Here is a 22,578-nt window from a genome sequence, read left to right as displayed (position 1 = left end):
ACAGAGTAGGCAGAAAATAGTGAAAGACAGTCAGAAGTCAAGGCAACTTCGGACAGAGTAGGCAGAAAATAGTGAAAGACAGTCAGAAGTCAAGGCAACTTCGGACAGAGTAGGCAGAAAATAGTGAAAGCCTGTCAGAAGTCAAGGCAACTTTGGACAGAGTAGGTAGAAAAAAGCGAAAGACAGTCAGAAGTCAAGGCAACTTCGGACAGAGTAGGTGAAAAATAGTGAAAGACAGTCAGAAGTCAAGGCAACTTCGGACAGAGTAGGCAGAAAAAAGCGAAAGACTGTCAGAAGCACGGCAACTTCTAACACGGTTTGCTTTGTGAACAACAAAGCTGCCCGAATCCAACCTCGACATAAACAAGAATGAGACACAACATAAAACGATTGCCCTTAAAGTGTGCAAAATAGGAAATGACAATATCAAATTATTCAAACAGGCCATTCTAAGGAGAATGGAAATAATTGTTCCTACTCACTTTTCTTTAACTTCTCTTCTGTAGCTAATACTACTAAAAAAACACCATAGAAAAGAGGGAGACCATGGAACCGTTTATGCCACAGTTAGTCTACATTGAACCGAAAGCATTAGAATACCCACTTGGTAGGGAGCTAAAAGAAAAATTTACAAAAATGGGGCTAGAGATAAGAGAAACCACTTCACATAATCAGGTTAGAGGAATACCTGGAGACAATGAATTACAGCAATATCGAAATGCAAAATCTACACTGGTGGTTGGAATCAGACGAACATTAAAATTTGATACATCGAAACCTTCTGCAGAGTATGCCATTCCATTGGCTACAGGCTGTATGGGACATTGCCACTACTGTTACCTACAAACAACACTTGGCAGTAAACCATATATTCGAACATATGTTAATTTAGATGAAATTTTTGCACAGGCAGAGAAGTATATGGAAGAAAGAAAGCCTGAAATTACCCGATTCGAAGCAGCCTGTACATCGGATATTGTTGGCTTAGATCACTTAACACATTCTCTTAAGAAAACCATTGAATTTATCGGACAAACAGAGTTCGGAGAACTACGCTTTGTGACCAAGTTTCATCACGTGGATCACCTTTTAGACGCGAAACACAATGGAAGAACTCGGTTTCGGTTTAGCGTAAATTCACGCTATGTCATAAAAAACTTTGAACCTGGAACATCCTCGTTTGAAGATCGATTGAAAGCAGCTAGAAAGGTAGCTAACGCTGGTTATCCGTTAGGGTTTATTGTAGCGCCAATCTATATGCATGAGGATTGGAAAGTAGGATATCGTGAATTATTCGAAAGATTAAGTGATGAGTTAGCAGGACTAGAAATTCCTAATCTTACATTTGAACTCATTCAACACAGATTTACAAAACCGGCCAAAAACGTAATAGCCAAACGGTACCCAAAAACAAAGCTCGAAATGGATGAAGGGAAGCGAAAGTATAAATGGGGACGCTATGGGATAGGAAAATATGTTTATCCAAATGAAGAGGCTAAAGACTTGGAATCCACTATCCGTCAGTATGTAGCTGAATATTTCCCTCAATCAGAAGTCCAATATTTCACATAAAAAAATTTTAATCTTGTCCGCCGTACTATTTTTACATGTTTGCGCTTAAAGATGTAACAATGAGTTCATCTTTAGGAGTGGCTGCCATGAAAATAGACGGCGTTTTTTCTGGAGGGGGCATAAAGGGGTTTGCTCTAATTGGTGCTTACGAAGAAATTGAAAGTAGAGGACTGCAGTTTGTAAGAGTAGCGGGTACAAGTGCAGGTTCCATTGTTGCTGCCTTAATCGCTGCTGGCTACACGAGTAAAGAATTATATCAATTAATGGATGAACTTGATTTAACACAATTACTCGATCCTCGAAAATTGGTCATTCCTTTTCCATTTGCAAAATGGTTGTTAGTTTATTGGAAGTTAGGACTTTATAAAGGAAATGAACTTGAGAAATGGTTGAAAGAGAAGCTCGAAGCCAAAGGGTTAAGAACCTTTTCAGACCTACCACCGGATGCACTTAGAGTGATAGCATCAGACCTCTCAAATGGACAAATGGTTGTACTTCCAAATGATTTACCGAAATTCGGGATTTCTCCTGGTTCTTTTTCCATTGCAAAAGCGATTAGAATGAGCTGTAGTGTTCCTTATTTTTTTGAACCCGTTCGATTACGATCAATGGATGGAGTAAACATTTTGGTAGATGGAGGAGTATTAAGCAATTTTCCTATGTGGCTATTCGATCAGGAAAATGTTCAAAAGATGAGGCCTGTTCTTGGCATTAAGTTAAGTGTTAGCGATTATGAGCACGAGAAGCATAAAATAAAAAATGGGATTCAATTATTTGGTGCATTATTTGAGACGATGAAGGATGCGCATGATTCAAGATACATCTCCAAAAAACATGTGAAGAACATTATCTTTATTCCTGCAGAAGGTGTTTTTTTAACTGAATTTCATCTTACTGAGGAAAAAAAACGGAGATTGATTGATGTAGGTCGGGAGCAGGCAAAGAATTTTTTGGATAAGTGGTGTTATTAATAGCTGTAGAAAGAAAAAATCGAGTGTCTAAAAGGACGCTCGATTTTTCTTTTTCCCCTTTTTGCCGTCGATGACGGTTAAATGAGCAGGAGATTTCTTTTTTGTCTTGTTGCTTTTCTTTAATGTTGTTAACGTCCCAAGAGAAGAGCTTTTCATAGTAGCGTCTCCGCTCTTTTGCTGTAATCGTTTTTTTGATTTTTTCGCTGCTTTAAGAAATGCCCGCTGCTCTTTTTTCTGAGGGCTCGAAATTGAAAATTTACGAACAAGAAAATAAATAGCTAAACCGATCAATGCGATGATAGCAATTCTCTGAATGAAACCGGCAGGGTTAGCTGTAAATGAACCGAATAGGCCAACCAGAGCTAAAATGATAAGTCCACCAATGACAAAAAATGATGTCCGATTTTTCAAGAAAGCCACCTCCCTAAGAGCATCTTAAGCATTTTTTTCCTCTTTTAAACACTGTAGAATAAAAGATTTAGACAATTTCCTCACTTTTCATATCATATTCAGATTCTTTTTCTCTTTTTAATAATTCTTTAAAGGAAAGAATCGCAACTTCCACTTGGTCATCGTTTGGTTCTTTAGTCGTTAAAAGTTGTAACCAAAGACCTGGAAGGCCTAAGTACTTTAAAACAGGTATATCTCTTAGTTTGTTAGTAATTTGTAAAACTTCAAAAGCAATACCTAATACAACAGGTATCAAAAGAAGACGATCCACGACCCTTAACCAAAGTGGTGTTGTAGGTACCAACATGTAGACAAATACACCAACAATGACTGTAAATAAGATGAAACTACTGCCACATCGGTAGTGAAGGCGGGAATGTGCCTGAACATTTTCAACCGTTAACTCAACACCTGCTTCGAAGGTATTAATTACTTTATGCTCTGCACCATGATATTGAAACACCCTCTTGATAAGAGGTGTAAGGGAAACGAAATATATATAACAAAGTAGCAGCAATAGCTTAAAGAACCCTTCTACAAGGACTTGGGCAAAATCGGATGGAAAAATTGGCTTGGTTAGTACAGCTAAAAATACAGGTATTAATGTAAAAGCAAATTTTCCAAATAAGAATGAGAGGACCCCAATAACCGCTACCCCAAGATACATAGATAACTTTGAGACTTCTTTTTCCTTTATGGTCTCATCATCCTTTGGATCGACATCAAATCTCTCTGTGGAAAAGTTTAAGTGCTTTGACCCATTTGCACTTGCTTCAATAATTGCGATTATTCCACGAATAAATGGAATCTTTTTTAAGCTTGTTAGGTAAGGGTTTTCCTTACGAGGTAAATGAAAATATTCTACAGAACGATCTTTCCTGCGAATTGCGGTAACATAATGATGTTTACCGCCAAACATTACGCCTTCCACGACCGCTTGGCCGCCATAAACAGGTTTTTGAGATTTAGACATGGTTATTAACACCAACCTATAACAAAGTTGCACAATAGCAGAAAAAGATAAATCTGTTTGTACTTAAATGTATTCTACTAGAAAAATGAAAAAACCTCTAGGAATGACATAATTTTTACATTTAAAATCCGTAAAAAATTATTTTCATGCAAGGATTGGAATTCTAAAGGACATAATAATGAAGGAATTTCAGCTTTCTATTTATAAAGGAATATGAAGAAGTGAGTAATTTGATGAGAATTCAGTTCCAATTAACAAAAAATGTACGGGGGTTATGACACAATGGTTAAAGAAATAAAGAAGTTAGATTATCCAAAACCCATGTCTTTTGTTGCACTGGTTTTTTGGACAGGTTTATTTGGAGGGATTTTTTGGGGTACAATTGGTTATATTAGCTATTTTTTTAATTTTACAGATGTAGCCCCTAATGCCATACTGGAACCTTGGACATTGGGAGATTGGAAAAAAGGATGGCTAGGAACTGTTATTTCTATTTTTCTCATGGGTGTGTTATCAGTCATTGTTGCATATGTTTATTATTTTACCCTGAGAAAAGTTAAAGGTATATGGTTTGGATGGGGTTACGGGATTGTTTTATTCTTATTGGTATTTTTTGTTCTTAATCCATTAATTCCAAGTATTAAACCACTTTTTGATTTAAGCAGGGACACGATTATTACTTCAGTATGTTTATTCAGCATATATGGGATTTTTATTGGATATTCCATCAATTATGAGTATGAACTTAGTAAAGTACAAGAGAAAGAGGCCACAACGTAAGTTTCGATTAGTCGGATTGGGTAGGTTGTGATAAAATATTTTTGTCCTCATTGAACAAAAGGAGAGTGGAGAGTAATGGAAAAAATAGAAAAACTAAGATCTTATTTTTCAACACATGGGATTGATGGGTTAGTAATAACCAGCCCATTTAATCGCCGCTACATATCAAATTTTACAGGCTCAGCTGGTGTGGTTTTAATTAGTGCGGATAAAGCTTTGTTTATTACAGATTTCCGCTATACCGAGCAGGCTTCGAAGCAATGCGAAGGTTTCGAGATTATTAAATTCTCTGGATCCATTCCAGAGGAAGTCGCACAGCAAGCAAAGAACTTAGGTATTCAAAAGCTTGGATTTGAAGAGGATTTTCTAACTTACTCTTCCTTTAAATTATATGAGAAAGAAATCGAAGCTGAACTTGTCCCGATTTCTGGTGTAATTGAAAAGTTACGCTTGATTAAGACTGATGCAGAGATTAAGATATTAAAGGTAGCAGCAGATATTGCTGATGCGGCTTTTAAACATATTTTAGACTTCATTCGTCCTGGAAAAACTGAATTAGAGGTATCGAATGAACTAGAGTTCTTTATGAGAAGAGCTGGTGCAACTTCATCATCATTTGATACGATTGTTGCTTCCGGGCATCGTTCAGCGCTTCCACATGGTGTTGCTAGCAACAAAGTGATTGAGGCGGGAGATGTTGTTACACTAGACTATGGTGCGTATTACAATGGATATGTTTCTGATATAACTAGGACAGTTGCTGTTGGAGAACCTGATGCAAAGCTAAAAGAAATTTATGAAATTGTTTTTGAAGCACAGGCTCGAGGTATGGCTGGAATTAAGCCTGGAATGACTGGTAAGCAAGCAGATGCACTAACAAGAGACTACATAACAGAAAAAGGTTATGGTGAATATTTTGGGCATTCAACTGGGCACGGTATAGGTCTTGAGGTACATGAAGGCCCTGGTCTTTCAACAAAATCAGATATTATTTTAGAACCAGGCATGGTTGTAACCTGTGAACCGGGTATTTATATCCCAGGCCTTGGCGGTGTTCGGATTGAGGACGATACATTGATTACTACTACTCACAATGAGGCACTTACTCATTCTACAAAAGAACTAATTATATTGTAATGAATTTTAGGAGGAACTTACATGATTTCTGTTAACGATTTTAAAACAGGGTTAACAATTGAAGTAGATAACGGTCTGTGGAGAGTTATTGATTTCCAACACGTAAAGCCAGGTAAAGGTGCGGCTTTTGTCCGTTCTAAACTACGTAACCTTCGTAATGGAGCAATTCAAGAAAAAACATTCCGTGCTGGTGAGAAAGTAGAAAAAGCACAAATCGATAATCGCAAAATGCAATACCTTTATGCTAGCGGAGACCAACACGTATTTATGGATATGGAATCCTACGAACAAGTGGAACTACCTGCTAACAACATTGAGTATGAATTAAAGTTCTTAAAAGAAAACATGGAAGTTCACATCATGATGTTTGGTCATGAAACACTTGGCGTGGAATTGCCAAACACAGTTGTTTTAGAAGTTACTGAAACTGAACCAGGAATTAAAGGTGACACAGCTTCAGGCGGAACGAAGCCTGCTATCCTTGAAACAGGACTAAGCGTTCAAGTTCCATTCTTTATTAACCAAGGGGATAAATTAATTATCAATACAACTGAAGCATCTTATGTTTCAAGAGCATAATTAAAATAAAATTCGTAAGCCTTAGTCCGAAATATCGGATTAAGGCTTTTTTACTGGGATTCAAACAATCTTTAACAATTTCTCCATAGTTTCTGCTAAGTTTCTGCACATTTATTTTTTACATTAATGGTGTAGACAAAATAAAGGAGAAGATGAACATGAACATGACGCATTATATGGGATTATTAGCAGACAATCAGCCGTGGAATTTAATTATCTTTATGGCCATTCCGGTTATATGTGCTGAAACTATAGCCATCACAGAACTCGGTATACTATTTACAAGAAATTTAGGTGGTACCTTAAGAAAAGTAAATAAGGTAGTTAGTATATTTGCAGGTTTATATTTCACAGGAATTTTCCTTTACTTAATGAAGACAGCCTATATCCCATTAACAATAAATGGTGAATGGAAGGGCTGGATTGATGTAGTTGCGGTTACCTTTTACCTTTTAGGAATCGTACCATTACTAGGTATGGCACTACTTGATATGGGGATCATTTACAAAAATAGAACCGATGAACAAAAACTGAAAATCCATTCGTTTTTTGTGGGCATGTTCCTTGTTGTTGCACACGTAGCGATGATATTCGGGATGGTTGATCCCTCTATTGGGTCAAGTAGCCATTCCGGGCATGACATGATGAATATGTAGTTTGTTGTCAAAGAGGAGCCTCTCTACCATTTGAATATATTATTTTTACTTTTACTATCATAAAAACTTCACTAAATAGTAAGAATTTACAACCGTTAGGCAAATTAGTTTTTGCTAAAATAAACTAGTAAATATATTCATGGAAGGGGTGAACTGATTATGAAACGAATCACATCTTTTTTGTTCCTCTTCATTTTAATTGCGATCGTAGCAGCGGGTTGTAGTTCAAAAATGGAAGACGTTACCCTCGATAAAAAGCATAAACCATTACCTGATTATGTATTGAATTCTTCAGAAAAGATTCAAGAGACATATGTTTTGGCTGCAACTTATCCGGAGGTAATAGCACAGGTACCTTGCTATTGCGGATGTTTTGCCCAAGATGGTCATAAAAGTAATCTAGATTGTTATATTGATGAAATGGGTCCAGATAATGCTGTAAAAGAATGGGACTCCATGAGTATATCGTGAGACGTCTGTATAGATATCGCCCGGGAGGCGATCGAAATGCATCTTGACGGTAAAAGTCCTAAAAAGATTTATCAGTTGATTACAGAAAAATATAAAGACTTTGGGGAACCAACTCCAACACCTGAGCCAAAGTAAGGAGTAACCCATGAAAAAGATATTAATCGGAAGTTATATTTTGATTATTATTGGAATTATTGTCTGCATAAATAATAGTCACTTGTTTGAAGGGAATAGCTCCAAAGCTGTTACGGCGGGTGAAAAACTGTATAAAAAAAACTGTCTTGTTTGTCATGGAGAAACCGGTAGAGGTGAAGGGGCAAACGCAGGGACAGCCATTAACAGTCAGAAATTCTTAAGTTCCGTTTCTGATAAAGACTTGTATAATTATGTTAAATACGGACGAGAAGGTACAGGCATGCCTGCTTATGGACCAAGATTGTCAGAAAAAGAGTTAACTAATTTAGTTGCTTTTATAAGAGATTGGCAAACAGAAGAAATGAAGTTTGATGTTCCTAAAACCATTGCTGGGGACCTAGAACGTGGAAAAGCACAATATAATTTATATTGTCTTAATTGTCACGGCGAAGCGGGTGCTGGAAAATTAAAAATGGGAACAGCATTAGCCAATCCACAGTATTTAAAGTATACAAGCGATAAGCAAATTTGGATTAGCACGGCTTACGGCAGAGAGGAAACACGTATGGGTCCGTCATTAAAGGGACTTGAAGGGGCTCGTCAGCTTAAAAAAGAGGACATTACGGATATCGTGACATATATTCGGTCCCTTGAACAGAAATAAGAAAAGTAAAACCCTGAATCCGACTGGATCCAGGGTTTTACTTTTTTAAAAATGGAATTTCCTACGATAAATTGTAAAAATAACAAGGTTTAACAAAATGTTCATTTTCCAACCGGGTAGTAAAAAAGGATTAGGTTTATAGTACTCATTAGAGAGTCTATCTGTGAAATAGGGACTAGATACTTAAGTCTACCAATCTAAATTTTTAAGAATCTAATAAATGTGAACATTTTGTGGTGGTTTTTTGACGAAATCGCAACGATTTTAACCCTTTAACAAAATGTACAAAAGTGGTTCAACAACGAGGGGCTGATAACGATTATATTTATTTCAAAGAGGACTATAGTGGAAATTAGTGCTAATCGTGATAAGAATTCCACTCAAGGAGGATAAATATGCTTAAGAAAAAATTATTCGCATTTTTCGTTATTGTATTATTTGTATCTAGTTACATGATCCCAAAGGCAAGTGCGGAAATGACATTTCAAGCGGAGAAGTTCCCATTTAAAGAAATGCAAATTCAAGTAATGCCTGAATTTGATTACCCTGAGGGATGGTCAAGAGATATTCCTTCCTTATTAGTAGGCCAGTACGGAACAATTACAAATAAGAGCGGCCAAGATTATGACGGAAAAATAGAAATTCCAGTACCAGCAATGGAAAAAGGATTTGAGGCCAATCTAGTAGCAGAATTTCCAGAAGAAAATAAGCCGGAAGTACAGCGGCCTTATGATGTGGATAAAGAAAAAGGAATTATTTCTTGGAAACCAGCAAAAGCAATAAAAAATAACGAAACATACAAATTTGTCATCGAATACTATACCAAATCCGTTGAAGTTAAAAACAAAAAAAGTTTTACATATGAACTTATTCATAATGCTGATATTGAACTATTAGATGTCATCTTTTATGCTCCAATGAATGCGAAGGATATCCAACTTGAGCCGAAAGCAGATAATAATTCAAAAAGTGAATATGGTGAGGAACTCTATTACTACCAATATAAAAATGTAAAAGTCGGAGATAATTTGAAGTATTCCTTCTCATATAAGAAAGACGGGACAGAATCTACCATGGAGGCGATTAACAAACAACAGCCCCCAAATGATGAAAACCACAGTGGTGTGACTGCGACAGACCAAGTGAAAAGTGGAGGATCTAAAAACACAACACGTCCAATCATTGGAGTTGGAGGAGCATCAATCATTGGGATTGCGATCATTATTGCTGGTCTCTTTGTTTTCTTGGGGTTAAAGGGACATACACAATCGTCCAAAGCAGCAGCTAAGAGTTCAAAACATACTAAACAACAGCCGAAGAAAACGTCTGTCAAAAAAGAAGATAAGTCAACAAACGCTGAAGAAAAGAAAGAACTGCGTAAAAAGCTTTTAACCGGAAAGATAGACCAAGAAATGTACGAAGAAGAAATGAAAAAACTTATCTAATGAGGTGAAAGTGAATGAAGAAAAATACGATTGTTATGCTTGGCGGCTTTGTTATCGCTGCTGCCATCGTTTTCTTGCTTATGGCTGCAACACCTGGGTCAAGTGGAGTCGAATTAACGCTGAAGGAACTGCTGGCTACCCAGAATCAACATAAAGATGATTTTGTAACGGTAGAAGGGCTATTAATGGAAGATACCATTAAGTGGAATCCAGACAAAATTGAACTTAAGTTTGATGTAAAAGACAATGACGGTAATGTTATGCATGTGATTCATAACGGACCTAAACCAGATAACTTTTCTGAAGGTGTGATAACTATTCTTCAGGGAGCTCCAACAAAAAAAGACACTTTTGAAGCAGAAACAGTAAAAACAAGATGTCCTTCTAAATACGAAGGAAAAGATATGAAAGATTATGATCCTGAATCACATAAAGAAAAGTTAAATCAACCACCGAAAGAAAAATAATAGGCTAACGTAAGAAGGTGACGAAATGTATTTATTTGCTAATGCAACAATTTATATAGGTTTAGCCATTGCCATTTATACACTCCTCATTCTAACATTGGGGATTAGTACAAAAAATCAAAGGTTCATAAATAGTGGTAAAGGTGGAGTGATTGCATTACTTGTTTGTTCATCACTAGCAATGCTCTCCTTGTTCTACCTTTTAGCATCATCACAGTTCCAGTATGAATATGTTCATGATTATACAAGTAGCGAGCTTCCGATTATTTACAAGCTTACTGCCTTATGGGCAGGTAATGCTGGTTCATTATTACTTTGGACATTTTTCTTAACGCTTTACACTGTGATGATTGTCTTTTCAAGGAAAATGAGAGGAAATCCGATGGTACCCTATATTTCAGCCATTCTTATGGCAAATGCGGTATTCTTCTTCTTTATCCTTGGGTTTGTAGCAAAACCATTCGTATTATTAAATGAAATTCCGATTGAAGGTAAGGGCTTAAATCCAATGCTTCAGAACCCTGGGATGATTATTCATCCAGTTACGCTTTATCTTGGGTATGTTGGTCTTGCTATTCCATTCGCTTTTGCAATGGCAGCATTGATTTTAAAGAATGTTGATGATTTTTGGATTAAGATGACAAGACGTTGGACGATTATTGCCTGGTTATTTTTAAGTCTTGGGAATATTTTCGGGGGACAATGGGCGTATGTTGAGCTTGGATGGGGTGGTTACTGGGCATGGGATCCAGTAGAAAATGCCTCCTTTATGCCATGGTTAACGGCCACTGCCTTCCTTCATTCCGTGATGATTCAAGAACGAAAAAACATGCTGAAAATATGGAATATCAGCTTAATCATTGTTTCATATGCACTAACACTATTTGGTACATTCCTAGTCCGAAGCGGTGTCCTAACATCTGTTCATGCATTTGCCAATTCAAACCTAGGATTATACTTTTTAATCTTCATGGGGATTGCCGTTATTCTAGCCCTTTATGTGTTAATGAGTCGTTACAACCTGTTAAAACGTAGTGCAGGTGAATTTAATTCTTTTGTTTCGAAAGAAAGTAGTTTCCTAGTTAACAATCTTTTACTTGTTGGCGCAGCTTTTGCTGTATTCTGGGGAACCATTTTCCCATTAGTATCAGAAGCAGTTCGCGGAACAAAGGTGACAGTGGGTCTACCATTCTTTAATAAAGTAGAGGCACCAATACTATTATCCATGATGTTTGTTATGGCTGTTTGTCCAATGCTTGCTTGGCAGCGTTCTACTGTAAAAAACCTTAGGAAAAACTTCTTAATTCCATCCATACTTGCTGTTGTTGGAATGATTCTAATGGTTGTTTTAGGGATCCAAAAGGCATGGGCTGTCATTGGATATGGGGTTATTATTCTATTACTAGTTACTCATTATTTAGAGTTTTATAGAGGTGTGAAAGCTAGACGGAAGATGACGAAAGAAGCACCTCTTGTAGCACTTTATAGATTAATGATACGTAATCGCCGCCGCTATGGAGGATATATTGTTCACCTTGGCATCGCATTCATTACGATGGGGATTATCGGTTCACAAAACTATGATTTAGAGACAATGAAAACAGTAGCACTAGGTCAGTCTATTGAGTTAAAGGACTATCGCATTAACTATGATCGCCTTGACCAGAAAAAAGAAGGAATTAACGATATTGTCTATGCAGACGTTACCGTGTTTAGGAATGGTAAGAAGCTTGGCACATTCCAACCGGAAAAAGTATTTTATGGTAACTGGGAGCAGCCATCTTCTGAGGTAGCTATTATTTCATCGGTTAAGGAAGATTTATATATCGTCCTTAGTGCATGGGAAGATGATGGAAAGGCTACATTTGTTGTAAAAGTAAACCCAATGATGAACTGGTTATGGTTTGGTTCCTTTATGATTGTTATCGGTGCACTTTTCGCCATTTGGAATGGAAAATATCAAAATGTCACTCCAAGATACACAGGAGTACGAAGAGAGGTGTCTTAATATGAGAAACAAACTTTATATAGGGCTCCTCATCCTTGCGTTTATCTTCCAAGGTTCATTCATCCGAGTGGAAGCGGCAAAACAAATTGACTATAAATCTGCAGAATTTAAAGCAGTTGCCCAGCAATTTGCCTGTACATGCGGCTGTGGGCAGGATCATTATGAATGTGACCCCAATACGTGCAGTCTCACTACCGATTTTAAAAAAGATTTAGTAGAGATGATGAACAAGGGCTGGGATAAAGATAAAATTCGTGAATATTATGTCAATATTTACGGTGAAGAGATCTTGACGTCACCGGAAAAAAGCGGATTTAGTTTAACAGCTTGGATTCTACCCTTTGTTGTGTTAGGAGCAGCAGCAATCGCAGTATTTATGATCATTCGTAAATGGGTGAAAAAAAGAGGAACTGAAGAGGCTGTCTCTGAATACGAGGACACAAAGGATGAAGTTGAAGGAGAAATCCTTTCTTCCATGATCGATGAAGAACGCAAAAAGTATCTTTAGGATGTGAACAAAATGCAGGATATTTCAATCATCTCGATGATTTTTACAGCAGCAATAGCGCTGACTTGTCTATTTTTAATATTGTCACCATTGTTTAAGTGGGATGCGTATATAACTACTAGCACAAAAACTCAGGATATAGGGACAACCAAAGAAGCTCTCTTGACCACTCTTAACGAGATAGAATTTGAATACAAGATGGATAAAATATCGCACACTGATTATAAGGTTTTAAAGAGACAATACGAAACAGAAGTTGCAAGTATCATGAAGGAAGAAGAACAATTGATTGATAAAAGTGTTGATGTTGATTTAATGGCAGAAATAGAAAAAGAAATCGAGGAACAAATGCAAAGCTATAAAAATAAAAAGGGGGAAGGAAAGTGATCAAGAAAATCACAGTCTTCTTCCTTGGACTGATGCTGCTACTACCGTTCCACGGTTTGGCGGCATCTGATTCAAAGGTTACCGTTGATATGCATTATATTGTGGTCAGTCCAGCTGAAGATGGATCAACCAATATGATGAATATGGTGAACTATTCTAATACGTCAGGTGAGGAATATAAAGGGAGTGGGCAAGGTGAGGCAGTATTAAATGTCTCCATTCCAAAAGGAGCCAAAGATCTAAATTTTCTAGATAACAAGATTGCTTTTAAAGAGGTTGATAAAGGCTTTATTACAACCACACCGGTTCCAGCAAATCAAACAATGGTCCTTCCGTATAGCTACAGAATGCCAAAGGGAGAAGAAATCAATATAACAGCAGATTACTCAGTTCAAATGATGCAGATTCTTGTGCCAGAAGGTATGGGAAGCATTGAAGTAAAGGGCATAGAGGCAACGAGCCAAGGGCTCTTCAAATTTGATGACCAAAATTATTTTGGCTATAGCATAGAAGGTATTAAAGCAAACCAAACTTTCACAATGGTGTACAACAAAGATGTTCAGCCACCATCGGATACAACGGCTAAGAGTCAAAATGCAAGTGAAAATGCAAACAATAGTTCAGTCACACACACTGCACCTGCTTTTCATAATCCAGGTCATTTAAGGATGTGGGCACAGTCTCCATTACATCGTTTTAATCCTCACGTCTTTCTAATCATTATTGGTGCTATTTTAATTGCGGGTATTTCTTACTATGCTTACTTTAGAAGAAAAGCGAGATTAGAAGAAGAACGACTAGGTGCTGATAAAGAAGAAAAAGCCTTTAAGCAGCTAATGGCTAAGCAAAAGGCTATTCTAGATAAGATTATCGAGTTAGAAGAGACCTTTGGTGATGGAAAGCTATCAGAGAACGACTATCACGCAAAGCTTGCTGCTTATAAACAGCATTTAGTCCAAGTGAAATTAAATTTACGTAACTATGTTGAATAGCAGCTGGAATGGGAGGGACCGCAATTGATTGACATAAAGAAGCTAACGAAGCAAGCTGACAATAAACTGATCTTACGTGGGATAGACCTCTCGATAAAAAAAGGAGAAACAGTTGCCATACTAGGACCTAACGGTGCTGGTAAAAGTACGCTTTTAAAGGTGCTAGCAACATTAATAAAGCCAACATCTGGATTGGTTAAAATAAATGGTTTAGATCTCAAAAAGGACCATATCGAGATAAAAAAAACATTGGGTTATTTACCCCATTCCAGTCTGTTATACGATCATTATTCTCCACTTGAAAATTTAGTTTTCTTTGGGAATATTTACGGAGTTAAGAATGTGGAGGAGAAAGCCATTCAACTGGTTAAAGAAGTAGGATTATCCTTCTTTTTGAATGAGCCGGTTAAGAACTTTTCCCGCGGTATGATACAAAGGATTGCCATTGCACGAGCCATTGTTCATGACCCAGAAGTTCTCCTGTTAGATGAACCACACACAGGGTTAGATCAAGGTGCTATAACAATTCTTAATAATGTAATCCTTTCTATGAAGGATAAAGGTGCGACCACATTAATGGTTACGCATGATTTTAAACAAGCCGCCGAGATTTGTGATCGAATTATTATTGTTAAAAATGGGAAGATCGTCGATGACTTTAAAATGGAGAGACATAATTTAGGGTACGTTTCCGAGAAATACGAGCTTCAAGTGGAGGGAGTCTCATGAACTTATTTCGTACAGCCCTCTTACTAGCAAAAAAAGATTTGTATTCCGAATTAAAAACAAAGCAAATTCTAGTAACACAAATAATATTTGCGGGACTTGTGATTGTCGTTTTCAGCTTTGCCTTTGATCCTGCTAATAATACAACAAAGGCTGTCATCCCAGGGGTGGTTTGGGTCATTATCGTATTTGCCGGCATTTTAGGCCTTAACCGGTCCTTTATCTCGGAGCAGCGAAATGATACGATTCAAGGATTATTTGTTGCACCGATGGAGGCAGCAAGTATTTATTTAGGAAAATTTCTTGCGAATTTCATCATGATCCTTGTGGTTGAACTAGTTTCGATACCGTTTCTATTTTTATTATTTGATTTTAAATTTTTTGGAAGTATTCCATATTTCATTTTAGTAGTTTTCCTAGGAAGCTTCGGATTTATAGCAATCGGCACATTCTTGGCTGCGCTTTCTGCCAATTCAAAAAGCAGTGAAATGCTGCTGCCGTTACTATTATTCCCGATTACTACTCCGATATTAATTGGTGTGGTTCAAGCAACTCGAATTATCTTAACGAATATGGAGAAGTTTTCTAGTGCTTTAGCGTGGATCCAATTGGTTACCGCGTATGATGTAATATTCTTTGTGATTTGTATATTATTAATCGATTATGTTTTGGAGGTTTAAATGATGAGTATGAATCTCGAACGAGAGAAAGCGATACTTCCTGAGGCTCAGTTGGCTGATACTAAAAAACTTAATGTATCCCGTATTTTGTTTGTCGGCACAGTGATCTCCATGTTAGTTTCCCTATATTTTATTTTTATTTTTGCAGCAGAAGAAACAACCATGCATGCAGCGCAAAAAATCTTTTATTTTCATGTAAGTTCAGCGTGGCTAGCCTTTATGGCGTTTTTTGTGACATTCGTGTTCAGTATTTTGTTTTTAATCAAGCGGAAAAGAATTTTTGATACTTACGCCTATGTATCCGCAGAGATTGGTGTTGTTTTCACCATTATTGTTTTGACAACAGGACCTATTTGGGCAAGATCAGCCTGGAACACTTGGTGGGTGTGGGAACCAAGATTAATTACAACTTTAATCCTATTTTTTATCTATATTGCCTACATTATGATTCGACAAATGGATGGAGTGTGGGATAAAAAAGCACGACTAGCATCTGTATTTGGAATCATAGGGTTCGCCGATGTTCCGATCGTATTCTTTGCTATTCGCTGGTGGCAAACGAAATTCCACCCAATTGTTTTTGGTGAGGGGCCTTCCCAAAAAGGTGGCGGAATTGAGGATAGTATGCTTGTAGCGTTACTTATCACAATTACTGCTTTCACTATTTTTTATGCCTACCTTCTTCATAAAGGTGTTTCCTTTGAAAATATGAAAATTAAAGTAGAACGTTATAAAGAAAAATTAAGAGAACAATTAGAAAACTAGGAGGAATCTAAAATGAACTATGAATATATGTTGGGTGCCTATTCCGTAGCATGGGTTGTAATTTTTGCGTATATGCTTATTGTTGGTAAAAGACATACGAAGCTGAAGAAGGAAATAGAGTTCTTAAAACAACTAGAAAAATAAGCAAGGGGAGCAGGAGGAAATAAGATGAACAAACGAGTCATCAAATTGCTCGTCATGATTCTAATTATCGGGATGTTTGCTTTCTTTGCTTATAGTCTGGTAACAAAAGGGAAACACACCGATGTAGGCGATAAGGCTTATAATTTTGAACTTCCAAACCTAGATGGCAGCAATACCAAGCTAGCGGATTATAAGGGTGAAGTAGTTATTTTGAATTATTTTGCCAGCTGGTGTGCTCCTTGTAAAGACGAATTCCCAGAGTTAGAAGCTTTCCAAAAAGATTATGGTGATCAATATAATCTTCTCATGATTAATCGTGGAGAGACACAGGATAAGATTAAGAAAGTAACAGAAAACAATAAAGCAGGAATGAATTACCTATTTGATTATAATGCTAAGGTGTCAAAATTATATAATGTAACTGGGCAGCCTGAGACGTTTGTTATTGATAAACAAGGAGTAATCAGAGAGCACTTTAATGGACCCGTTACAGAAATGCAATTGTATAATTGGGCAAAGAAATATAATAACTAAAGAGAGGATTGACCCATCATATGATGGTGTCAACCTCTTTTTTTATATAGTTCGATAGTGAAACTCTGCTGATATGTTTGCTTTTATTTTTATTTGTCCAGGTTCCAAAGGAGTGGTGCTCATAGCTTTCACCATTGTTTCCGGTTGATAAGAATAAGGGTGAATTGGACTGCTGCCTTCCACGATTAAACTAGGGGTGGGTATTAATGTAACGTTAATCGAGTCGGCAATTGTCTTTGCTTTCCCAATCGCATTGTTTACTGCCATAACTAAGGCGCGTTGATAATAAGGATCTTTATTATTTACTGTAAATTGAATGTTTGATACATAATTAACCCCATTTTGTACAGCGTTGTCTACCACCTTTCCGATCATGGTTAAATCTTCTATTTTCACCTGTAAAATATGAGTTACCTTGTATCCTTTAAAAATTTGTTTCCCTTGTTCATAGTCGTAATCAGATTCGATTCGGTAATCAAATGTTTGTATATGTGTTTGGGGAATACCAAGTTCCACTAAAGATTGAATGACCTTTGTACTTTGAAAGGCATTTTGCTGCTGTGCGGGTATTAATTCCTTGCCTTCCGTAATAACGCCTAAGTTAACAGAAGCTAAGTCGGGCTGAACCGCCAATTCTCCCTCCCCAGTAACTTTTATTAAATGCTGCCCTTTATGGTGGCCTCCACCCCGGTTAGGCTGCTGATAATGATACACATTAATTTCCTCCTCAACATTACGCTTTCCTATAAAATACTCCTTCCTCTTCTGAAATGTTCCTATTTAGTAGGGCAATCCTTGTGATTCAACCTGTTCTAGTAAACCTAGTAAAAAAATAGAATGAAATGACAGATTTGAAAGTCATAATGTGTCCAAGCAGGCATACATTTTAAATAATGAGAAAGGCAAATCAAGGAGGAACCAGTCATGGAAGGAATCCTAAATTTTTTACCCAAAAATATTGCAGATCTAATTAACCAAATCCCTCCTGAGCAAAAAGAAGAACTTGAAGAAATTCGCATTCGTATAAATCGACCAATTGAAATGACCTTAAAGGGAGCGCCAAAATTTCTAACCTACATTATACAACCTGAGGATGCGTTTCACCTGATGAATAAAATAAGCCATTTTTCAATTTACACACTTGAGGAAGAACTTAAGCGGGGTTATATAACTGTTTCTGGAGGACACCGAATTGGGTTGGCTGGAAAGGTCATTCTTGAGGAGGGAAAAGTAAAGGCGATTAGGGATATTTCCTCTTTTAACATTAGGATTGCAAGAGAAAAGGTAGGTATTGCTGAGCCTATTGTGCCTTTTCTTTTTAAAAACAGCTGGATGCATACCATGATTATAGGACCGCCGCAAACAGGGAAAACGACACTGCTTCGTGATATAGCAAGAATCATATCATCTGGTAATTGGTCAAAGGGAATAGAGGCTTGTAAGGTTGGGATTGTTGATGAACGTAGTGAGATCGCTGGATGTGTAAATGGAGTGCCGCAATTAACGTTTGGTCACCGGCTTGATGTTCTGGATGCCTGTCCAAAGGCTGAAGGAATGATGATGCTCATTCGTTCAATGAGTCCAGATGTCTTAATCGTTGACGAAATTGGCCGTAAAGAAGATGCCGAAGCGATCCAGGAGGCAGTACATGCTGGAATCAAATTAATCATGACCACACACGGGACGAGCATTGAGGAGATTAGAAAACGTCCCTCTTTAAAGGAGATTATTGATCAGGACATCTTTCAACGATTTATCGTCCTTAGCAGGGCATCAGGACCAGGTACGATTACCCATATTTTAGATTCTAGCGGGAAAGAACTAACGCAAAAAGTGAGAGTGACATAAATGATTAAGCTATTAGGGGCTATTATCATAATTGTTGCTACTACTTGGACAGGATTTGAGGCTGCAAAGCATTTAAGTGAGCGGCCGAGACAGCTTAGAGCACTAAGGTCGGCGTTGCAGTCACTTGAAGCAGAAATTATGTATGGACACACACCATTGCATGAAGCATCAAGGAGATTAGCTGAACAACTTACTAACCCACTTTCCACCTTTTTTGACTCATTTGCAAAGAAACTTACAGACACAGAAACAACTGTTAAAGAAGCTTGGGAAACAAGTTTAAAAGAGGTTTGGAAGGCAACAGCCTTAAAACAGGGAGAATTTGAAATTATGAAGCAGTTTGGGGAGACCCTTGGTCGTCATGATCGCTTTTCCCAACAAAAACATATTATGCTAACTCTTTCCCATCTTGAAAGAGAAGAAGCGGATGCCATCGACCGGCAAGCTAAATATGAAAAAATGGTAAAGAGCCTAGGATTTTTGTCGGGATTGTTACTAATTATTTTATTATTTTAGGGGGAAAAGCAATGGGTTTAGAAGTGGATATTATTTTTAAAATAGCTGGTGTGGGGATAGTAGTGGCCTTCTTGCATACCGTACTTGATCAGGTGGGCAAAAAAGAGTACGCACAATGGGTTACCTTATTTGGTTTTATTTATATTTTATTTCAGGTTGCATCTATTGTTGATGACCTGTTCCAGAAAATAAAATCGGTTTTCTTGTTTCAATAGAGAGGGGGGCTTTGCTATTGAAATCATTAAAATTGTCGGTGTAGCTCTCATTGCGACCTTTCTTGCTCTCATCATTAAGGAGCAAAAGCCAAACTTTGCCTTCCTTTTAATTGTGTTTGTCGGCTGTGTCATTTTTCTTTTTTTAGTTGATAAAATCTATGAAATCATTCATATGCTTGAAAAATTAGCAGTGAATGCACATGTAAATCTCGTTTATGTTGAAACCATTCTCAAAATCATTGGTATTGCTTATATTGCAGAATTTGCTACTCAAATAACAAAGGATGCGGGTCAAGGAGCAATCGCCTCTAAGATTGAATTAGCAGGAAAAGTAATCATTCTCGCGATGGCGATTCCTATATTAACCGTTTTAATTGAAACCATTATTAAATTAATTCCGAGCTAATCACAGTCTTTTAATGAGGTGTTTATAAAATGAAGCAGAGGCTGCAGATTATTCCTATTATCATTCTTGTATTCTTTTTTTTACTCACTCCAAGTGTCCAAGCTGCTGAAGAACCGAAAGCTAACACGTCCTCTCTTTCTCCACAGGAACTTGTTGATGCTCAACTGGAAACCTTAGATTTAGAGGAGTTAAAACAATTTTGGGAGGACATTACTGATAAGTATGGTGGGTTTCTCCCAGAAAGTCAGAAGGGAAGCTTATATGATTTCATAAAAGGAGATAAGAAATTTTCCTTTAAGCAATGGGGTCAGGGGATCTTGAAATTCGCTTTTCAAGAATTTGTAGCAAATGGGAAATTGCTCGGTTCGTTAATTATGTTAACCATATTTAGTATGTTCCTGCAATCTATGCAAAACGCGTTTGAGAAAAGCGCGATTAGTAAGGTTGCCTATTCCATTGTTTATATGGTTCTTGTCATCCTTGCGCTTAATAGTTTTCATATTGCTATCAGCTACACAAATGAAGCGATTGGGACTATGACGTCGTTTATCCTGGCACTTGTTCCTCTTTTGCTAGCATTAATTGCTGCTTCTGGAGGACTTATATCGGCGGCATTTTTCCATCCTGTGATTTTATTTCTTATGAATATGAGTGGTTTATTCATGCAATATATCATTCTTCCACTTTTATTCTTAGCAACATTGTTAAGTATCGTAAGTACAATGTCCGAACAATACAAAGTTTCGCAGTTAGCTCAGTTACTGAGAAACTGGAGTATCGGATTAATGGGTCTGTTCTTAACCGTGTTTTTGGGTGTGATCTCGGTTCAAGGTGCATCTGCTGCAGTAACGGATGGAGTAACAATAAGGACGGCAAAATTTGTTACCGGTAATTTCATTCCCGTTATTGGCAGAATGTTTACGGACGCAACAGATACGGTTGTAAGTGCTTCTGTTCTATTAAAAAATACTGTTGGGATTGCAGGAGTAGCTATTTTGCTCATTATCGTTGCTTTCCCAGCGATAAAAATATTAATGATTGCTTTCATTTATAAATTCGCAGCTGCCATTCTTCAACCATTAGGCGGGGGTCCAATCATTAAATGTTTAGATATTATCAGTAAAAGTGTCATTTATGTTTTTGCTGCATTAGGGATTGTTTCACTGATGTTCTTTTTAAGTATTACAGTCATTGTCGCGGCTGGAAATCTAACAATGATGATGAGATAGGGGGGAGCAAAAATGGAGTTTTTAACAGAGTGGGTAACGAATATTATTTTATTTATCCTGTTAGCAACGGTAATTGATATGCTCCTTCCTAACTCAGGTCTGCAAAAGTATACGAAGATGGTTACAGGATTACTCTTAATTGCTATTATTCTCACCCCCATCTTTAAACTAATCTCCAAAGACTTTGAGACAACATTGGCATCGATCCCTTCATATCAAGCACCGGGTGAAAAAAATATGAAAAATTTAATAGATTTAAAGAAAAAAGAAATACAAGCTTCCCAACATGCATATATTTTAGAAGAAATGGCTGTCCAGCTAAAAAAGGACGTTAAGGAGGAGTTGATGGAACAATACGGATTGGAGATAGCAAAAGTTGATATAGCAATAAATGAAGAAAGCGACCAAGCATTCCCTGAAAACCTCCAAAAGGTTATGGTTCTTCTGAGACAACCGGAAAATGGCGTACAGACAGTCGAAGCGATAAAACAAATCGAAATAAACACAGAAAAACCTCTTCCATCAAAAGGATCAACAGAAGAAACAGAAAAGATTGCCTCATTTCTTTCGCAAAAATGGAATGTAACTGAAGAAACAGTGGAAGTTTCGATTGAAGGGGGGATTAAAAAGAAGAATGGATAACAAACAAGGACCATTTTCATGGCTCAAAAAAATACTTAAATTAGATGAAAAAACAGAAAAGAAACCAAGTAAATACCAATATATGCTTCTCGTTCTTTGTATTGGTGCAGCGTTTATGCTTGTGGGGAACATAGTCTTTAAAACCGATACAAGTCCTACAGATATTCCAGCATCAACAAATACAAAGGCAGAGGCGGAGGATGTCCCTGCATTTGGCTTGAAAAAGAGCTCAGGTAATAAGGCCATAGCTGAATATGAAGAAAAGTATGAGGATCAGCTAAAGAAGGCAATTCAAGAAATGTTAGGCGTGAATGATGTTACTGTCGTGGTAAATATTGATTCAACTGATAAGAAGGTTTTAGAGAAAAATAGAGTCTCAAAATCACAAACAACGGATGAAACGGATCGTGAAGGTGGACAACGGAAAGTACAGGAATCCTCAACGGATGAGCAACTTGTTATTATACGCGATGGGGAAAATGAAGGACCAATTGTAGTAGAAACGAAAAAACCTGAAATTCGCGGTGTACTTGTTGTTGCAAAGGGTGCTGACAATATTCAGGTGAAAAAATGGATTGTAGAAGCAGTCACAAGGGCGTTAGGAGTGCCAAGCCACCGTGTCGCCGTTATGCCTAAAAAATAGGCTATGTTAAAGAACAGTGTTGATTTTAATACCCT

The 22,578-nt window shown here is 37.2% G+C and carries 28 protein-coding genes and 2 pseudogenes; 26 read left to right on the top strand and 4 right to left on the bottom strand.

Annotation, left to right across the window (positions count from 1 at the left end; genetic code table 11):
• The first annotated feature begins 546 nt into the window (after positions 1-546).
• Positions 547-1,572 (top strand): spore photoproduct lyase, encoded by a 1,026-nt coding sequence (splB, locus tag AC3A54_RS02520; RefSeq protein ID WP_487653222.1) that lies wholly within the window; start codon positions 547-549, stop codon positions 1,570-1,572.
• Positions 1,573-1,658: 86 nt separating this feature from the next.
• Positions 1,659-2,543, top strand: a complete 885-nt coding sequence (locus AC3A54_RS02515; RefSeq protein ID WP_487653221.1) for a patatin-like phospholipase family protein — start codon at positions 1,659-1,661, stop codon at positions 2,541-2,543.
• A 27-nt stretch (positions 2,544-2,570) separates the two neighbouring features.
• On the opposite strand, the gene AC3A54_RS02510 is transcribed toward AC3A54_RS02515, so the two are convergent.
• Both AC3A54_RS02510 and AC3A54_RS02505 read right to left on the bottom strand, forming a co-directional pair.
• Complete coding sequence (locus AC3A54_RS02510) at positions 2,571-2,963, bottom strand: SA1362 family protein (RefSeq protein ID WP_335547663.1); 393 nt, start codon at positions 2,961-2,963, stop codon at positions 2,571-2,573.
• Positions 2,964-3,021: 58 nt separating this feature from the next.
• Positions 3,022-3,966, bottom strand: a complete 945-nt coding sequence (locus AC3A54_RS02505) for a DUF1385 domain-containing protein (RefSeq protein WP_308083210.1) — start codon at positions 3,964-3,966, stop codon at positions 3,022-3,024.
• 282 nt (positions 3,967-4,248) lie between these two features.
• Here AC3A54_RS02505 and AC3A54_RS02500 point away from each other — a divergent pair, with 282 nt between their 5' ends.
• The 5 genes and pseudogenes from AC3A54_RS02500 to AC3A54_RS02480 form a co-directional block, all read left to right on the top strand.
• Positions 4,249-4,746: a YqhR family membrane protein gene (locus AC3A54_RS02500; RefSeq protein WP_335547665.1), complete on the top strand. Its 498-nt coding sequence runs from the start codon at positions 4,249-4,251 to the stop codon at positions 4,744-4,746.
• Between the two features lie 75 nt (positions 4,747-4,821).
• A complete protein-coding gene (locus AC3A54_RS02495; protein ID WP_335547667.1) occupies positions 4,822-5,883 on the top strand; it encodes a M24 family metallopeptidase in 1,062 nt (353 codons plus the stop codon).
• A gap of 21 nt (positions 5,884-5,904) precedes the next feature.
• Positions 5,905-6,462, top strand: coding sequence for an elongation factor P (gene efp / locus AC3A54_RS02490; RefSeq protein WP_308083214.1), 558 nt, complete (start codon positions 5,905-5,907; stop codon positions 6,460-6,462).
• A gap of 158 nt (positions 6,463-6,620) precedes the next feature.
• A complete protein-coding gene (locus AC3A54_RS02485) occupies positions 6,621-7,118 on the top strand; it encodes a DUF6803 family protein (RefSeq protein ID WP_308083215.1) in 498 nt (165 codons plus the stop codon).
• A 159-nt stretch (positions 7,119-7,277) separates the two neighbouring features.
• Positions 7,278-7,658, top strand: a pseudogene (locus AC3A54_RS02480) (PCYCGC motif-containing (lipo)protein); the annotation flags it as partial.
• On the opposite strand, the pseudogene AC3A54_RS02475 reads toward AC3A54_RS02480, so the two are convergent.
• Positions 7,596-7,736 (bottom strand): annotated as a pseudogene (locus AC3A54_RS02475) (hypothetical protein); the annotation flags it as partial. The pseudogenes AC3A54_RS02480 and AC3A54_RS02475 overlap by 63 nt on opposite strands.
• Here AC3A54_RS02475 and AC3A54_RS02470 point away from each other — a divergent pair.
• The 12 genes from AC3A54_RS02470 (at position 7,735) to AC3A54_RS02415 (ending at position 17,044) form a co-directional block, all read left to right on the top strand.
• Positions 7,735-8,388 (top strand): c-type cytochrome, encoded by a 654-nt coding sequence (locus tag AC3A54_RS02470; protein WP_487653220.1) that lies wholly within the window; start codon positions 7,735-7,737, stop codon positions 8,386-8,388. The pseudogene AC3A54_RS02475 and the gene AC3A54_RS02470 overlap by 2 nt on opposite strands.
• Before the next feature lie 395 nt (positions 8,389-8,783).
• Positions 8,784-9,833: a hypothetical protein gene (locus tag AC3A54_RS02465; protein ID WP_487653219.1), complete on the top strand. Its 1,050-nt coding sequence runs from the start codon at positions 8,784-8,786 to the stop codon at positions 9,831-9,833.
• Between the two features lie 14 nt (positions 9,834-9,847).
• Positions 9,848-10,300 carry a cytochrome c maturation protein CcmE gene (locus AC3A54_RS02460; RefSeq protein ID WP_335546959.1) on the top strand — a complete coding sequence of 151 codons (453 nt, stop codon included), beginning with the start codon at positions 9,848-9,850 and terminating at the stop codon, positions 10,298-10,300.
• Between the two features lie 25 nt (positions 10,301-10,325).
• On the top strand, positions 10,326-12,308 hold the full coding sequence (locus AC3A54_RS02455; RefSeq protein ID WP_335529336.1) for a heme lyase CcmF/NrfE family subunit: 1,983 nt from the start codon (positions 10,326-10,328) through the stop codon (positions 12,306-12,308).
• Position 12,309: 1 nt separating this feature from the next.
• Positions 12,310-12,816: a cytochrome c-type biogenesis protein gene (locus tag AC3A54_RS02450; protein ID WP_335546957.1), complete on the top strand. Its 507-nt coding sequence runs from the start codon at positions 12,310-12,312 to the stop codon at positions 12,814-12,816.
• Positions 12,817-12,828: 12 nt separating this feature from the next.
• Positions 12,829-13,203, top strand: a complete 375-nt coding sequence (locus AC3A54_RS02445) for a hypothetical protein (RefSeq protein WP_487653218.1) — start codon at positions 12,829-12,831, stop codon at positions 13,201-13,203.
• Positions 13,200-14,195, top strand: a complete 996-nt coding sequence (locus tag AC3A54_RS02440; RefSeq protein WP_335546953.1) for a hypothetical protein — start codon at positions 13,200-13,202, stop codon at positions 14,193-14,195. The genes AC3A54_RS02445 and AC3A54_RS02440 overlap by 4 nt, the downstream gene beginning before the upstream one ends.
• Positions 14,196-14,219: 24 nt before the next feature.
• The gene (gene ccmA, locus AC3A54_RS02435; protein ID WP_335546952.1) at positions 14,220-14,924 is read left to right on the top strand and encodes a heme ABC exporter ATP-binding protein CcmA; all 705 of its coding nucleotides are present in this window, start codon (positions 14,220-14,222) and stop codon (positions 14,922-14,924) included.
• Positions 14,921-15,601 (top strand): heme exporter protein CcmB, encoded by a 681-nt coding sequence (locus tag AC3A54_RS02430; protein ID WP_308083224.1) that lies wholly within the window; start codon positions 14,921-14,923, stop codon positions 15,599-15,601. Before ccmA ends, AC3A54_RS02430 begins: the two co-directional genes overlap by 4 nt.
• The gene (locus AC3A54_RS02425; protein ID WP_420489856.1) at positions 15,602-16,366 is read left to right on the top strand and encodes a cytochrome c biogenesis protein; all 765 of its coding nucleotides are present in this window, start codon (positions 15,602-15,604) and stop codon (positions 16,364-16,366) included. It abuts the gene before it with no gap.
• A gap of 12 nt (positions 16,367-16,378) precedes the next feature.
• Positions 16,379-16,510 carry a CcmD family protein gene (locus AC3A54_RS02420; RefSeq protein ID WP_308083225.1) on the top strand — a complete coding sequence of 44 codons (132 nt, stop codon included), beginning with the start codon at positions 16,379-16,381 and terminating at the stop codon, positions 16,508-16,510.
• Positions 16,511-16,534: 24 nt separating this feature from the next.
• Positions 16,535-17,044 (top strand): TlpA family protein disulfide reductase, encoded by a 510-nt coding sequence (locus AC3A54_RS02415; protein ID WP_308083226.1) that lies wholly within the window; start codon positions 16,535-16,537, stop codon positions 17,042-17,044.
• Positions 17,045-17,086: 42 nt separating this feature from the next.
• On the opposite strand, the gene AC3A54_RS02410 is transcribed toward AC3A54_RS02415, so the two are convergent.
• Complete coding sequence (locus AC3A54_RS02410; RefSeq protein ID WP_487653217.1) at positions 17,087-17,758, bottom strand: SIMPL domain-containing protein; 672 nt, start codon at positions 17,756-17,758, stop codon at positions 17,087-17,089.
• A gap of 210 nt (positions 17,759-17,968) precedes the next feature.
• Between AC3A54_RS02410 and spoIIIAA the strand changes: the two genes are divergently transcribed.
• From spoIIIAA to spoIIIAG, 7 genes are read left to right on the top strand one after another with little or no spacing between them, the layout of a single operon-like run.
• Entirely contained in the window at positions 17,969-18,892 is a 924-nt protein-coding gene (spoIIIAA, locus tag AC3A54_RS02405; RefSeq protein ID WP_335546947.1) for a stage III sporulation protein AA, read from the top strand.
• A complete protein-coding gene (spoIIIAB, locus tag AC3A54_RS02400) occupies positions 18,893-19,408 on the top strand; it encodes a stage III sporulation protein SpoIIIAB (protein ID WP_308083229.1) in 516 nt (171 codons plus the stop codon).
• 11 nt (positions 19,409-19,419) lie between these two features.
• Positions 19,420-19,623, top strand: coding sequence for a stage III sporulation protein AC (spoIIIAC, locus tag AC3A54_RS02395; RefSeq protein ID WP_007084610.1), 204 nt, complete (start codon positions 19,420-19,422; stop codon positions 19,621-19,623).
• Between the two features lie 16 nt (positions 19,624-19,639).
• The gene (gene spoIIIAD, locus AC3A54_RS02390; RefSeq protein WP_308084132.1) at positions 19,640-20,029 is read left to right on the top strand and encodes a stage III sporulation protein AD; all 390 of its coding nucleotides are present in this window, start codon (positions 19,640-19,642) and stop codon (positions 20,027-20,029) included.
• Positions 20,030-20,058: 29 nt separating this feature from the next.
• Complete coding sequence (gene spoIIIAE, locus AC3A54_RS02385) at positions 20,059-21,258, top strand: stage III sporulation protein AE (RefSeq protein WP_335546945.1); 1,200 nt, start codon at positions 20,059-20,061, stop codon at positions 21,256-21,258.
• Positions 21,259-21,270: 12 nt separating this feature from the next.
• Positions 21,271-21,900 carry a stage III sporulation protein AF gene (gene spoIIIAF / locus AC3A54_RS02380; RefSeq protein WP_335546943.1) on the top strand — a complete coding sequence of 210 codons (630 nt, stop codon included), beginning with the start codon at positions 21,271-21,273 and terminating at the stop codon, positions 21,898-21,900.
• Positions 21,893-22,543: a stage III sporulation protein AG gene (spoIIIAG, locus tag AC3A54_RS02375; protein WP_335546941.1), complete on the top strand. Its 651-nt coding sequence runs from the start codon at positions 21,893-21,895 to the stop codon at positions 22,541-22,543. Before spoIIIAF ends, spoIIIAG begins: the two co-directional genes overlap by 8 nt.
• The last annotated feature ends 35 nt before the right edge of the window (positions 22,544-22,578 follow it).

It is taken from the genome of Neobacillus sp. Soil_C_43, from assembly GCF_057656715.1.
The sequence above is the reverse complement of the archived record's forward strand: the minus strand, read 5'-3'. Positions and strand labels throughout refer to the sequence as shown.

Coding starts and splice junctions, on each gene's coding strand:
- spoIIIAA (WP_335546947.1), top strand. CDS start 17,969: ATGGAAGGAATCCTAAATTTTTTACCCAAAAATATTGCAGATCTAATT.
- AC3A54_RS02415 (WP_308083226.1), top strand. CDS start 16,535: ATGAACAAACGAGTCATCAAATTGCTCGTCATGATTCTAATTATCGGG.
- spoIIIAB (WP_308083229.1), top strand. CDS start 18,893: ATGATTAAGCTATTAGGGGCTATTATCATAATTGTTGCTACTACTTGG.
- AC3A54_RS02425 (WP_420489856.1), top strand. CDS start 15,602: ATGATGAGTATGAATCTCGAACGAGAGAAAGCGATACTTCCTGAGGCT.
- AC3A54_RS02430 (WP_308083224.1), top strand. CDS start 14,921: ATGAACTTATTTCGTACAGCCCTCTTACTAGCAAAAAAAGATTTGTAT.
- AC3A54_RS02500 (WP_335547665.1), top strand. CDS start 4,249: ATGGTTAAAGAAATAAAGAAGTTAGATTATCCAAAACCCATGTCTTTT.
- AC3A54_RS02505 (WP_308083210.1), bottom strand. CDS start 3,966: ATGTCTAAATCTCAAAAACCTGTTTATGGCGGCCAAGCGGTCGTGGAA.
- AC3A54_RS02450 (WP_335546957.1), top strand. CDS start 12,310: ATGAGAAACAAACTTTATATAGGGCTCCTCATCCTTGCGTTTATCTTC.
- AC3A54_RS02460 (WP_335546959.1), top strand. CDS start 9,848: ATGAAGAAAAATACGATTGTTATGCTTGGCGGCTTTGTTATCGCTGCT.
- AC3A54_RS02485 (WP_308083215.1), top strand. CDS start 6,621: ATGAACATGACGCATTATATGGGATTATTAGCAGACAATCAGCCGTGG.
- AC3A54_RS02455 (WP_335529336.1), top strand. CDS start 10,326: ATGTATTTATTTGCTAATGCAACAATTTATATAGGTTTAGCCATTGCC.
- AC3A54_RS02495 (WP_335547667.1), top strand. CDS start 4,822: ATGGAAAAAATAGAAAAACTAAGATCTTATTTTTCAACACATGGGATT.
- splB (WP_487653222.1), top strand. CDS start 547: ATGGAACCGTTTATGCCACAGTTAGTCTACATTGAACCGAAAGCATTA.
- efp (WP_308083214.1), top strand. CDS start 5,905: ATGATTTCTGTTAACGATTTTAAAACAGGGTTAACAATTGAAGTAGAT.
- AC3A54_RS02445 (WP_487653218.1), top strand. CDS start 12,829: ATGCAGGATATTTCAATCATCTCGATGATTTTTACAGCAGCAATAGCG.
- AC3A54_RS02420 (WP_308083225.1), top strand. CDS start 16,379: ATGAACTATGAATATATGTTGGGTGCCTATTCCGTAGCATGGGTTGTA.
- spoIIIAC (WP_007084610.1), top strand. CDS start 19,420: ATGGGTTTAGAAGTGGATATTATTTTTAAAATAGCTGGTGTGGGGATA.
- AC3A54_RS02470 (WP_487653220.1), top strand. CDS start 7,735: ATGAAAAAGATATTAATCGGAAGTTATATTTTGATTATTATTGGAATT.
- spoIIIAG (WP_335546941.1), top strand. CDS start 21,893: ATGGATAACAAACAAGGACCATTTTCATGGCTCAAAAAAATACTTAAA.
- AC3A54_RS02465 (WP_487653219.1), top strand. CDS start 8,784: ATGCTTAAGAAAAAATTATTCGCATTTTTCGTTATTGTATTATTTGTA.
- spoIIIAF (WP_335546943.1), top strand. CDS start 21,271: ATGGAGTTTTTAACAGAGTGGGTAACGAATATTATTTTATTTATCCTG.
- spoIIIAE (WP_335546945.1), top strand. CDS start 20,059: ATGAAGCAGAGGCTGCAGATTATTCCTATTATCATTCTTGTATTCTTT.
- AC3A54_RS02515 (WP_487653221.1), top strand. CDS start 1,659: ATGAAAATAGACGGCGTTTTTTCTGGAGGGGGCATAAAGGGGTTTGCT.